Genomic DNA, 12,913 nt, shown 5'->3' with positions numbered 1-12,913 from the left:
GCACCTCCTTTCCATCACGAGATCCTGCGTGACCCGCGGTCGCCCGTCGTCAGGGCGATCACGGAGTCGGGCACTGGGGTTCCCGCCGGGGTCAGCACTGAGGCCGCGGGTTCTCCCCAGGCGCGGCGCAGCGGCACGACGCCGGCCCAGACCGAGTGGTCCTCGCCGTCGTCGACGGCTTCGCCGGCACCAGCGGCGCGCACCTTCATCACGACGTCGTCGAGTGCCAGTCGCAGCACGCGCGTCGACGCCTGCTCCTTGCGAGTCGTCGCCCGCACCTCCGACGAGCGCCCGGGCATCAGCCGTTCGGTGAGCGCCAGCAGCGCGGCATCGGTCTCGTCCTCGGCGACCGGTTCGAGCACGCCGTACACCACGGCGCTGCGGTAGTTCATCGAGCTGTCGTAGAGCGATCGGGCGAACACGAGCCCGTCGAGGGCCGTCACCGCGAAGGCCACGGTGGCGCGCTCGGCGGCCGCGCGCAGGGCGAAGCCGCCGCCCGTCGAGCCGTGCACGAGCAGGTGTTCGCCGTCGCGGGCGAACCCCATGGGCACTACGAGCGGCGTGCCGTCGACGACCACGGCGAGGTGGCCGACCAGTTCGGTGTCGAGCAGCTCGAAGAGCGCGGTGCGATCGGTGGTCTGGCGTTCGGCGAGGCGGCGGATGCGGCGGGGTGCGGTGGTTTCGAGAGTGGTCACGAAACGAGTGTCGCCGTACACTGGTCTTGCGAACAGTCCAGTTCACGCACGAAAGACCAGTCCAGTTCACGATCGGATGTCCCTGGCGGAAGGCACATGGACGGCCCATTGCTCGTGATCGACCGCGCCACCGACACCCCCATCGGCGTGCAACTCGTCGAGGGCGTGCGGCGCGGCATCCTCGGCGGGATGCTGCAGCCCGGCGACCCCATGCCATCGACACGTGCCTTCGCAGCCGAGCTCGGCGTCTCTCGCAGCGCCGTCGTCGCCGCCTACGAGCAGCTCGCGGGCGAGGGCTACCTCGAGATGCGCCAGGGCGCGCCGACGCGCGTCGCGCGACTCGCGGGCCCGGTGGCATCCGGCCGCCCGCCTGCACCGAACGCGGCGCGAGTCGTCCCGAGCCGCCGCGAGAACCCGCCCGTCGCCACGCTTCCGGCGACGCCGTCGCCGCGCGTCGACCTGCGACCCGGGCGCCCGTCGACCGCACGAATCGACACCCGTGCGTGGCGTGCGGCGTGGCGGCACGCGGCCGCCCTCGAGATCCCTTCCGACTCGGCGCCGCGTTTCGGCGTGCCGCGGCTGCGCGCCGAGATCGCCGACCACCTGCGGCACGCCCGCGGCGTGGTCTGCTCGGCCGATGACATCGTCGTGACGGCAGGCACCGGTGAGGCGGTCGCGCTCATCGCCACGGCGCTGCCGGCCCGCGCGGGCCGGCAGCCGACGATCGCGGTCGAGCACCCCGGGTATCCGTCGGCGCGGCGCGTCATCGAGCACCGCAGGGTGCGCATCACCACAGTGCCGGTCGATGACGACGGCATCTCGATCGAGCACCTGCGTCGGATGTCGCAGCCCGCGAATGCCGTCATGGTCACGCCGAGCCACCAGTATCCGCTCGGCGGCCGACTCCCGGTCGCCTCCCGTCTCGCCCTGCTCGACTGGGCGCGCGACGCCGACGCCCTCGTGATCGAAGACGACTACGACAGCGAGTTCCGGCATCTCGGGCCGCCGCTGCCCGCGCTCGCGTCACTCGACGATGAGGGTCGGGTCGTGCTGGTGGGCAGCTTCTCGAAGGTGCTGACGCCGGCGCTGCGCCTCGGCTACCTCGTGCTGCCGCAGAACCCCGCACTGCGCGCGGCGATCACGGCGCTGCGCGTCGACGAGCAGTGCCCCGTGCCGGGCGTCGCCCAAGAGGCCGCCGCGGCCCTGCTCGCGAGCGGCGCCGTGCGGCGGCACATCGCGGTCACGAGCCGCGACTACGCACATCGACGCGGACTCGTGCAGGCCGCGCTCGGCGACCTGCCCGGCGCGCGGCTGTCGGGCCTCGACGGCGGGCTGCATGCGGTCATCGAGTTCGACGCGGCCGGGACATCCGATGCCGTGGTCTCCCGCCTCGCGCGCGAGGGCGTGGCGGTCGCCCGCCTCGCCGAGTACTCGGCCGTGCCCGGCGACGAGCGCGAGGGCATCGTGTTCGGGTACGCCAGCCCGAGCGACACCCTGCTGGGCGAGGCGCTCGCCCTGATGCACGCGACGATCCTCGACGTCGTCGGGGGCCGGCAATAGAATGTGGTCGTCCGGCGCGCCCGCACCGCGCGCCACCGCGAAGAAGGCCGGCCGAGCCGATGAACGAGATCGTGACGATCGCCCCGTGGAACGCCTGGCCGCTCGTCATTCCCGCCCTCGTCGCCGTCGCCGGCGTCGTGATCTCGAGCCGCGGCACGCGCCACCACCAGAAGGGCGTGCGCGAGCTCGGCACGTCGCTGTTCCTGATCGCCGCGCTCGCGGGCGCGAGCATGTTCGCGATCATGCCCGGCGCGTGGGACCAGAGCGAGCGACGCGAGGCACTCGAGGCGATCGGCTACACCTCGCCGACGTTCTCGGCCGACGTGGTCCAGGCTCCGGGCGAACCGGCCGTGACGGCATTCCAGGCCGAACGAGACGGTCTGCGGATTCGAGGGGTCATCAAGAGCCTCGGCGGCGACCAGTGGGAGGTCTCGGAGATCGAGGAAGTCGAGCGCTGACGTCCACCGTACTGGGGCGGGCCAGGCCGTAGAGCGACAGGCACCTGGCAGGTTAGGATAGCCTTTCCTGCCCATGATCTGAAAGAGCTCGATGAGATCCCGCCGAATCGCCCTGTCCGTCGCACCCCTGGCCATCGCAGCACTCGCGCTGACCGGGTGCGCGGGAGCTGCGGCTCCCGGTGAGGAGGCTCCCTCCGAAGACGCGCTGGTGATCTACAACGCGCAGCACGAACAGCTCACTGAAGAGTGGGTCGCGGCCTTCACCGAAGAGACCGGCATCGAGGTGGTGCTGCGCAACGGCAAAGACAGCGAGCTCGGCAACCAGCTCGTCGAAGAGGGCGAGGCCTCGCGCGCCGACGTGTTCCTCACCGAGAACTCCCCCGCCATGTCGCTCGTCGAGAACGCCGACCTGCTCGCCCCGGTCGACCAGGCGACGCTCGACCTCGTGCCCGAGCAGTACCGCCCGTCGAGCGGCCTGTGGACCGGCATCGCCGCCCGCTCGACCGTGTTCGTGTACAACCCCGAGCTGCTCGACGAGTCCGAGCTGCCGGCCTCGCTCATGGACCTGCAGAACGAGGACTGGAACAGCCGCTGGGGTGCCGCGCCCGGCGGCGCCGACTTCCAGGCCATCGTCTCGGCGGTGCTCGAACTCGAGGGCACCGAGGCGACGTCGGCGTGGCTCGACGGCATGAAGCAGAACGCGGCGATCTACCAGAACAACATCGCGACGATGAAGGCCGTCAACGCCGGCGAGGTGCCGGGCGGCGTGATCTACCACTACTACTGGTACCGCGACCAAGACGGCACGCAAGAGAACAGCGCGAACACGAAGCTGCACTACTTCGGCAATCAAGATCCCGGCGCGTTCGTGAGCGTCTCGGGCGGGGGTGTGCTGAAGTCGAGCGCACACCAAGACGAGGCGCAGCAGTTCCTCGCGTTCCTCGCGGGCGAGGGCGGCCAGCAGATCCTCGGCGAGGGCTACAGCTTCGAGTACCCGGTCGCCAGCGACGTTCCGGCGAGGCCGCCCCTGCCCGCGCTCGACACCCTCGACGCACCCGCCGTCGACCCGTCGACCCTCAACGGACCCGAGGTCATCGACCTCATGACGGAGGCGGGGCTGCTCTGACCGTCACGGCGATCACCGCCCCGACCCGCGACGCGGGCCGGGCGGGCGCCGGTACCCCGCGACCGCCCGCATCGCTCATCGCGATCGTCGTCGTGCTCGCCGTCGGCATGCTCATTCCGGTCGGCTACGTCGTGGCGACCGTGCTCGAGATCGGCTGGGACGCCCTGGCACCGCTCATCTTCCGGCCCCGCGTCGGCGAGCTGCTGGTGAACACCGTACTGCTGCTCCTGCTCGGCGTGCCCGCCACGATCGTGCTCGGCGTCGGCGGCGCATGGCTCGTCGAGCGCACCGACCTGCCGGGCCGGGGCTTCTTCTCGGTGCTGCTCGTCGCCCCGCTCGCGATCCCCGCGTTCGTCAGCAGCTACGGCTGGGCCAGCGCGATCCCGTCGATCCAGGGCCTCTGGGGTGGCCTGCTCGTGGCGACGCTCGCGTACTACCCGCTCGTCTACCTGCCCGCGCTCGCGACGCTGCGCGGCCTCGACCCCGCGCTCGAGGAGTCGGCCCGGTCGCTCGGCCTCGGCTCGTGGGCGGTGTTCGGCAGGGTCATCCTGCCGCAGCTCCGTCTCGCCATCCTCGGCGGCGGCCTCATCGTCGCGCTGCACCTGCTCGCCGAGTACGGCGCATTCGCCTTCATCAGGTTCGACACGTTCACGACCGCGATCGTCGTCGCCTACCAGTCGACGTTCGCGGGCTCGTCGGCGGCCGCCCTCGGCGTCGTGCTCGCCACGCTCTGCCTCGTGCTGCTCGTCATCGAGGCCGGAGCACGTGGGCGCAGCCGCTACGCGCGGGTCGGCAGCGGCAGCCCGCAGCCGGCCGAGCGAACGAGACTCGGGCGCGCGACACCGCTCGCGCTCACCGCCCTGGTGGCGCTCGGCATCGCCGCCACGGTCGTGCCCCTCGCCAGCGTCGTGCGGTGGATCGCGGCATCCGATGCGAGTGCGTTCGGCGAGATGCCCGGCGCCCTCCTGCAGACGATGCTGCTCGCCGGAGGCGGCGCGATCGGCGCCATCCTCGTGGCGCTGCCGGTGGCGTGGCTGTCGGGTCGGTACCCGGGGCGCCTGAGCAAGGCGCTCGAGGGTCCGTACTACGTCGCGAGCAGCCTGCCCGCCATCATCGTCGCCCTCGCGCTCGTCACCGTCACGCTGCGCCTCGTGCCGGGCCTCTACCAGACGCCGGCTACCGTGATCGCGGCCTACGTCATCGTCTTCCTGCCGCGGGCGCTCGTGTCGTTGCGGGCCGGCATCGCGCAGGTGCCCGAGTCGCTCGAAGAGGCCGCGCGCTCGCTCGGCTCGCACCCGATCGTGGCGCGCGCTCGCGTGACCGTGCCGTTGCTCGTGCCCGCGATCGCGGCCGGCGGCGCCCTCGTCGCGCTCGGTGCGGCGAACGAGCTCACCGCGACCCTGCTGCTCGCGCCCACCGGCACGCGCACGCTCGCCACCCAGTTCTGGTCGGCCGCCTCGTCGATCGACTACGCGGGGGCCGCGCCGTACGCCCTGCTGCTGATCCTGCTGTCGATTCCCGCCGTGGCCCTCATGTTCACCCAGATTCGAGGACGTGCCAGATGAACCTCACCGTGACCGGCATCTCGAAGGCCTTCGGCGCCACCCGCGTGCTCGACGACATCTCGCTCGATGTCGCGCAGGGCTCACGCACCGCGATCGTCGGCGCCTCGGGCAGCGGCAAGAGCACGCTGCTCCGGCTCATCGCCGGCTTCCTCGACCCCGACGACGGGCGCATCACCCTGGGCGACCGCACGCTCGCGGCACCGGGAACGTCCGTTCCGGCGCACCGGCGCGGCATCGGCTACGTCGCTCAAGACGGAGGCCTCTTCCCGCACCTCACCGTGGCAGGAAACATCGCGTTCGGGGTGCCCCGTGCCGGCCGCGCCGGCCGCGCCGCCCGGGTCCGCGAGGTCATGGAGCTCACGGCGCTCGACCCGGCGCTCGCAGGCCGCTATCCGCACCAGATCTCGGGTGGGCAGCAGCAGCGCGTCGCCCTCGCCAGGGCGCTCGCCCCGCGCCCCGGCATCATCCTGCTCGACGAGCCGTTCAGCGCCCTCGACACCGGCCTGCGCGAGCAGACCCGCCGTGCCGTGATCGACGCGCTCGAGCTCACCGGCACGACGGCCGTGCTGGTCACCCATGACCAAGACGAGGCGCTCTCGTTCGGCCACGGCATCGGCATCATGGTCAAAGGCCGCCTCGCTCAGGCCGGCTCGCCGTCGGCGGTGTTCGACGACCCCGAGACCCCAGAGATCGCCTCGTTCCTCGGCCCGGCCGTGCTGCTGCCCGCCAGGCGCAGCGACGGCTGTGCCGAGTGCGCGCTAGGCACGATCCCCGTGCGGCATGACCGCAGCAACGGGTCGCGGGCGGCAGTCGCCATGGTGCGTCCGGCCCAGATCGACCTCGTGACCGATGCCCCAGGACTGAACGCCGTCGTGCACGAGGTGCGACCCATGGGATCGCTCGCCGAGGTCTCGCTGCTCGCGGGCTCCGCCGGGGCTGCGCACCCCGCGGTGATCACGCTTCGAGTGCCGCCGCACCAGCTCGGCGACCTGCGGCCCGGCTCACGGGTGGCGATCCGGGTCGACGGCGGCGCGGTGCTCTACCCATCCGACGAGACGGGGGTCGTCGACGAGGTCACCGACGACGTCACGGGCGACGAGCCGCAGCCCGCCGTCGCCTGAACCAGGCGCCCCCGCGGGCGACGACGAAGGTGTAGCCCTTCCACACCACCACGCCGACGGCGAGCGACAGCACGGTCGCGAGCGCGGGGAACTCGTTCTCGAGCGGCGGGTACACCTGCCAGTGCGTCAGGTAGATGAACATCGAGGCGCCCGCGAGCGCGCCGATCACCGGCACGAGCATGCGCGCCACGGGAATGCGCGGCACCCAGACGAGCAGCAGCACGCCCGCCACGACGATCGCCTCGCGCGCCGGGTCGCCGAAGAAGCCCGGCACGCTGGCGAGCGCGAGGGCCGACACGAGGATGCGCTGCCAAACGGTCGCGGCCCGCGCGACGACCCAGCCGAGTGCGATGCACCACACGACGGTCTCGATCGCGTATCGCTCGGTTCCCTCGGCCCCGACGCCGCCGAGCAGCAGCACGCGCGCGGCCACGGCGAGGGCGAGCACACCGAGGGCGAAGGCGAACGGATGCCGCCGCTCGAGCCGATCGACCTGCGGCACCGCGAACACCGCGGCGAGCGCGAGCATCGACCACACGATCGCCTCGAGGAACCAGAACTGCCACTGGTCGCTCCAGCGCGCCCCGCCGGTGAAGTTGTTCACGAACAGGGCGGTCGTCGCGGCGTAGCCCCCGGTGATGAGCCCGACCGCGCCGATCCACAGCGCGGCGGGCACGACGACCTGTGCGCCGCTCTTCAGCAGTCCGCGCACGCGGCCCCGGCCGGGCACGTCGGCGAGCTGGAACCGCGCGAGGTTGTAGCCCGCGACGGCAAGCAGCAGGTGCGCACCGCCCGGCGCGGTGAACAGGTTCGCGTGCGTGCCGACCACGAGCACGATGGCGATCGAGCGCAGCAGTGCGGGGGTCTCGAGCCGGGGCATCCGACGTCGACCTCGACCGGAGCGCGCGGCCGGACGCGCTGTGCTCGAGGCAACCGGCGCGCCAGCGGCCGACACGTCGGGCGCATCCGCCGATACGGGTTCCGACGTCTGCACCGCAGCCAGCCCCGCGAGCTCGCGCACCGACATCGTCGGCCACTGCCGCGGCAGCGCGCCGAGCAACTGCTCGAGCCGCAGCGACACCTCGACGTAACTGAGCGAGTCGCCGCCGAGTCCGGCGAACGAGTCGTCGGGCGAGGCGTCGGGTCGTCCGAGCAGTTCGGCGAAGAGCGACCGGATCGTGTCGGGCGTCGCGTCCACGACGCCCGTGTCGGTGGCGCCCGTGTTGGTGGCGGATGCCGCGTGCGCGAGCAGTTCGGCGTGGCGCACGAGTGCGGCGTTGTCGGGCTTGCCGTTCGAGGTGCGCGGGAACTCTGCGACGGCGTGCACCCGGACCGCGTGCAGCGGAAGCCCGAACAGCGACCCCGCCCGCGCATGCACGCGATGGAGGAACCGGTCGGCGAGCACGAACAGCAGCAGCTGCTCATCGGCGCTCACGGCACGCACGGCGAGACCCTCGTCGGCGAACAGCCGCTCGACCCGGTCGAGGTCGATGCGCAGCCCGAAGATCTTCGCGAAGCGGTTGTTGCGACCGACGATCTCGTACATGCCGTCGCCACGGCGGCGGGCGAGGTCGCCCGTGCGCAGCTCGCTGATCGTGCGGCCCATCGCGAAGTCGGCGGGCTCTTCGGCATAGCCCATCATGACGTTCGGTCCCTGGTACACCAGCTCGCCGACCGCCTCGCTGTCGGACTGAGCATCGGTGGCGGCATCCGTCGTCGCACCGGCGGGCATGTCGATGCGGAACCGGCCGCCGGGGATCGGGACGCCGATCGAGCCCGCGGCGCTCTCGGCGAGCGCCGGCGGCAGGTAGGCCATGCGGGCGGTCGCCTCGGTCTGGCCGTACATCACGACGAAGTCGAACCCGCGCTCGCGTCCGAGCCGGGCGAAACGCCGCGTGCGCTCGGGATCGAGCCGCCCGCCGGCCTGGGTGATGGTGCGCAGCGTCGGCAGCTCGCGCTCGGCGAAGCCCGCCGCCTCGAGCATCTCGAACGTGTACGGGACTCCGGCGAACGATGTCGCCCCGGCCTCGGCGAATTCGTTCCAGAACTCGCCGTCGACCACCGACCGCTCGGTGAGGCGCAGCGAGCCGCCCGAGACGAGGTGACTGTTCACCACCGAGAGTCCGTAGCAGTAGTGCAGCGGCAGGGTGGTGATGGCCCGGTCGGCGGTGCCGAGGTTCAGGTAGTCGCCGATGGCGACGGCGTTGCTCAGCAGGTTCTCGTGCGACAGGCGCACGAGTTTGGGCGAGCCGGTCGATCCCGACGTGCTCGCGAGCATCGCGAGCTCGGGATGCAGGGTGTGCCGCGTGCCGAGGCGACGCTCGTCGAGCCGCCACGCGCCGCCGGCGGCGCCCGCATCGGCCTCGTCGCCGGCCGATGCGATGACGTCGGGATCGAAGCGCTGCACGAGCGCGTCGCGGTGCGCCGACCGCTGCGGGTCGCCGTCGACGAAGAGCACCGGATGTCCCGCCTCGAGTGCCGCGAGGTACGTGACGACCGGCTCGAGCGCATTGGCGCCCTCGATCATCACGAGTCGCCGTGTCGCGCCCAGCTCGAGGCGGCGCGCGTCGATGCGATCGCGCAGCCCGCCGAAGGTGAGCTCGCCTTCGTCGGTCAGGAGCGCGACATGCTCGACGCGGCCGCGCGCGAGCGCCAGCCCGGCGACGTCGGAACGAATCGGCACAGCTCGGCTCCCGGCGATCATGGAGTGTGGACAAGTTAGCTTAGCCTAACCAAAGCCGATTTCCCGAACCGGCGGCGACTACTCGACCGGTGAGACCGGCGAGTACCGTGGACTCGTGCTCACTCCGCCGAAGACAGCCAAGCGACCGATCGAACGCGTGCACCACGGCGACGTCTACGTCGACGACTACGAGTGGCTGCGCGCGAAGGACGATCCCGAGGTCGTCGCCCACCTGCATGAAGAGAACGCGTACACGAAGGCGAAGACCGAGCACCTCGCGATCCTGCAGGAGCAGCTCTTCGACGAGATCAAGGCGCGCACGAAAGAGACCGACCTCAGCGTGCCCACCCGTGAGGGCGACTGGTGGTACTACACGCGCACCGTCGAGGGCCAGCAGTACGGCATCCACTGCCGGGTGCCGGTCGCCTCGCCCGACGACTGGGAACCCCCGGAGACCGATGAGTCGGGCGCGCCGTTGCCGGGCGAGCAGGTGTTGCTCGACGACAACGTCGAGGCCGAGGGCCACGAGTTCTACTCGCTCGGCAGCTTCGACATCACGGCCGACGGATCGACCATGCTCTACGGCGTCGACGTCGAGGGCGACGAGCGCTACACGATCCGGCTGCGGGCCATCGACGGCACCGACCGCGCCTATACCGACGTCATCGAGGGCACCGCGGCGGGGGCGGTCTTCGACCCGAGCGGCCGCCACCTCTTCTACGCGACCGTCGACGAGTCGTGGCGCCCCGACACGATCTGGCGGCATGAGGTCGGCACCGAGGCATCCGACGACGTCTCGGTCTTCCACGAACCCGACGAGCGGTTCTGGCTCGGCGTGGGCCTCACCCGCAGCCGCCGCTTCCTCATGATCGAGGCCGGGTCGAACGTCACGAGCGAGTCGTGGCTGCTCGACGCCGCCGACCCCACCGGCGAGTTCGGCGTGGTCTGGCCGCGCAAAGACGGGGTGGAGTACGACGTCGAGCACGTCGTCGCCGGCGGAAGGGACCGGCTGCTCATCGTGCACAACGACGACGCGGTGAATTTCGAGCTGGTCAGCGTTGCGGCATCCGATCCGCAGGGGGCACGGCGGATGCTGCTGCCGCACGATCCCGCGGTGCGCATCGAGGGCGTCGACGCGTTCCGCGACTTCGTCTCCATCGAGTACCGGCGCGAGGGACTGCCGCGCGTCGCGATCGCGAAGGTGCCGCCGCAGGGGCTGCCCGCCGATGCAACGCCCGACGACACCCTGCACGAACTCTCGTTCGACGAGGCGCTCTTCTCGGTCGGCGTCGGCGGCAACCCCGCGTGGGAGCAGCCGACCCTGCGCATCGGCTACACGAGCTTCGTGACGCCGTCGACCGTCTACGACGTCGTCGTGGCCACCGGCGAGCGCAAGCTGCGCAAGCGCCAGCCCGTGCTCGGCGACTACGACGCGACCCGCTACGCGCAGCGTCGCGAGTGGGCCACCGCCTCCGATGGCACCCGCGTGCCGATCTCGCTCGTGTACCGGCACGATCTCGTCACCCTCGGCGAGCCCGCGCCGACCCTCTTGTACGGTTACGGGTCGTACGAGCACTCGATCGACCCCGGCTTCGGCATTCCGCGGCTCTCGCTGCTCGATCGCGGCATGATCTTCGCGGTCGCGCACGTGCGCGGCGGCGGCGAGATGGGCCGGCTCTGGTACGAGCACGGCAAGAAGCTCGAGAAGCGCAACACCTTCACCGACTTCATCGCCGCGGCGCGGCACCTCATCGATGAAGACTTCACCGCGCCCGACCGGCTCGTCGCCCAGGGCGGCAGCGCCGGCGGCCTGCTCATCGGTGCGGTCGCGAACCTCGCGCCGCGGTACTTCTCGGGGTTCCTCGCCGAGGTGCCGTTCGTCGACCCGCTGACCTCGATCCTCGACCCGTCGCTGCCGCTCACCGTGATCGAGTGGGACGAGTGGGGCAACCCGCTCGACGACGAAGAGGTCTACTCGTACATGCGGTCGTACTCGCCGCTCGAGAACGTACACGTCAACCACTACCCGCGAATCCTCGCCGTGACGTCGCTGAACGACACGCGCGTGCTCTACGTCGAGCCGGCGAAGTGGGTGGCGAAGCTGCGAGAGGTCGGAGCCGACCCGCTGCTGAAGATCGAGATGGCGGCCGGACACGGCGGGGTGTCGGGGCGGTACTCGGCGTGGCGCGAGCGGGCGTTCGCGTACGCGTGGGTGATCGACGCGGCGGGGGCGCATCCGTCGGGCGAGTAGGCGCGAGGTCGGCCGGGCGGCCTGGCATGCCGGCTCACGTCGCGGCCGGCGCTGATGCATGCGAACGCAGGGATTCCGCGCTGAGCGAGCACGGTTCCGCATGTCGGTGCCCGCTGCCAGACTGTCGAAATGTCGTTGCTCACTGACCTGAGAGAAAGCGTTCCGAGCCGGGCCTTCGGTCCCGGCGACTCCGAGTTCGACGCCGGGCGAACCGTCTTCGCCGGCGTCGGCGAACCCGACGCGGTCGTTCGGCCGCACACCGTAGGCGAGGTCGCCGAAGCGGTCGCGAGGGCCGCAGCGGCCGGTCAGGCGATCGCCGTCCGCAGCGGCGGCCACGGCCTGCTGCCCGTCGAAGACGGACTGGTGATCGACCTCGCCGAGTTCACCTCGATCGACGTCGGCGACGATGGACTCGTCACGGTCGGCGGCGGCGCGCACTGGGGCGACATCGCGACCGCACTCGCCCCGCGCGGCCTCGGCATCAGCTCGGGCGACACACGAGACGTCGGCGTGGGCGGGCTCACGCTGGGCGGCGGCATCGGGTGGCTCGTGCGCGCGCACGGTCTCGCGGTCGACGCGCTCCGCGAGGTCGAACTCGTCACCGCCGCCGGCGAGGTGCTCACGGTCAACGCCGAGTCGCACCCCGACCTGTTCTGGGCCGTCCGCGGGGGTGGCGGCAACTTCGGCGTCGTGACCCGGTTCACCTTCCAGGCGGCACCGGCCGACGGGCTCGTCGGCGGTCACGTCATGTTCGACACGACCGACGTCGCAGCGGTGATCCGCGCGTGGCGCGACGTCATGCGAGCCGGGCCCGACGCTCTCAACTCGTCGCTGATGCTCATGCCGCCGTTCGCCCCCGAGATCCCGTCGGGCCCGCAACTCGCCGTCGCCACCCGCGGCACCGAAGACGAGCTGCGCCGCCTGCTCGCGCCGCTCCTGTCGCTCCCGTCGGTGACGTCGGTGTCGCTCAGCCCCGTCACGCTCGGCGACCTGCTCGAAGACGCGCCGCCCGGCAAGCCGCCGTTCCAGTTCGTCGGCGGCAACGGCTTCGTGCCCGAGCTCACCGACGAGGCGATCGGGGTCATCGCCGCGCAGTTCGCCCGTGAGGTCCCGACCATGGTGCTGCTCCGCGCACTCGGCGGCGCGTTCTCGCGAATCTCGCCCGACGCGACCGCCATCGCCTATCGCGAGGCCGAGGCACTGCTCATCGTCAACGCCATCGTCGCTCCCGATGCGGCGCCCGAGCAGGTCGCGGCGCTGAAGGCGGGCAGCGATGCCGCCCTGGCGTTCACGCACGGGGCGTACGGCGGCTTCTCGCCCGAACGCGGCGACGACGTGACCCGCTCGATGTATCCGCCGGCCACGTTCGAGCGACTTCGTCGGGTGAAGGCGCAGGTCGACCCCGGCAACGTCTTCCGGCAGAACCACAACATCCCGCCGGCCGACTGAATGCC

Annotated in this window: 9 protein-coding genes; 7 read left to right on the top strand and 2 right to left on the bottom strand. The window is 71.6% G+C overall.

The genetic code is table 11. The features are described 5' to 3' along the window. Nucleotides 1-14: 14 nt before the first annotated feature. Nucleotides 15-695 carry a pyridoxamine 5'-phosphate oxidase family protein gene (locus LSF15_RS07080; protein WP_232497821.1) on the bottom strand — a complete coding sequence of 227 codons (681 nt, stop codon included), beginning with the start codon at nucleotides 693-695 and terminating at the stop codon, nucleotides 15-17. Nucleotides 696-791: 96 nt separating this feature from the next. Here LSF15_RS07080 and pdxR point away from each other — a divergent pair, with 96 nt between their 5' ends. The 5 genes from pdxR (at nucleotide 792) to LSF15_RS07055 (ending at nucleotide 6,525) form a co-directional block, all read left to right on the top strand. Next, entirely contained in the window at nucleotides 792-2,255 is a 1,464-nt protein-coding gene (gene pdxR, locus LSF15_RS07075; protein ID WP_232497820.1) for a MocR-like pyridoxine biosynthesis transcription factor PdxR, read from the top strand. A 59-nt stretch (nucleotides 2,256-2,314) separates the two neighbouring features. Then, nucleotides 2,315-2,713, top strand: coding sequence for a hypothetical protein (locus LSF15_RS07070; protein WP_232497819.1), 399 nt, complete (start codon nucleotides 2,315-2,317; stop codon nucleotides 2,711-2,713). Nucleotides 2,714-2,804: 91 nt separating this feature from the next. Then, nucleotides 2,805-3,839, top strand: coding sequence for an iron ABC transporter substrate-binding protein (locus LSF15_RS07065; protein WP_232497818.1), 1,035 nt, complete (start codon nucleotides 2,805-2,807; stop codon nucleotides 3,837-3,839). Between the two features lie 107 nt (nucleotides 3,840-3,946). Beyond that, a complete protein-coding gene (locus LSF15_RS07060; protein ID WP_269756280.1) occupies nucleotides 3,947-5,404 on the top strand; it encodes an ABC transporter permease in 1,458 nt (485 codons plus the stop codon). After that, entirely contained in the window at nucleotides 5,401-6,525 is a 1,125-nt protein-coding gene (locus LSF15_RS07055; protein ID WP_232497816.1) for an ABC transporter ATP-binding protein, read from the top strand. The genes LSF15_RS07060 and LSF15_RS07055 overlap by 4 nt, the downstream gene beginning before the upstream one ends. Here LSF15_RS07055 and LSF15_RS07050 read toward each other — a convergent pair. Then, complete coding sequence (locus tag LSF15_RS07050) at nucleotides 6,491-9,208, bottom strand: AMP-binding protein (protein ID WP_232497815.1); 2,718 nt, start codon at nucleotides 9,206-9,208, stop codon at nucleotides 6,491-6,493. The genes LSF15_RS07055 and LSF15_RS07050 overlap by 35 nt on opposite strands. Before the next feature lie 115 nt (nucleotides 9,209-9,323). Here LSF15_RS07050 and LSF15_RS07045 point away from each other — a divergent pair, with 115 nt between their 5' ends. After that, nucleotides 9,324-11,459, top strand: coding sequence for a S9 family peptidase (locus LSF15_RS07045; protein WP_232497814.1), 2,136 nt, complete (start codon nucleotides 9,324-9,326; stop codon nucleotides 11,457-11,459). A 129-nt stretch (nucleotides 11,460-11,588) separates the two neighbouring features. Further along, complete coding sequence (locus LSF15_RS07040) at nucleotides 11,589-12,908, top strand: FAD-binding oxidoreductase (RefSeq protein ID WP_232497813.1); 1,320 nt, start codon at nucleotides 11,589-11,591, stop codon at nucleotides 12,906-12,908. Nucleotides 12,909-12,913: the final 5 nt, after the last annotated feature.

Origin of the sequence: Agromyces humatus (assembly GCF_021228295.1) — a bacterium.
Taxonomy (GTDB): Bacteria; Actinomycetota; Actinomycetes; order Actinomycetales; family Microbacteriaceae; genus Agromyces; species Agromyces humatus.
The sequence above is the reverse complement of the archived record's forward strand: the minus strand, read 5'-3'. Positions and strand labels throughout refer to the sequence as shown.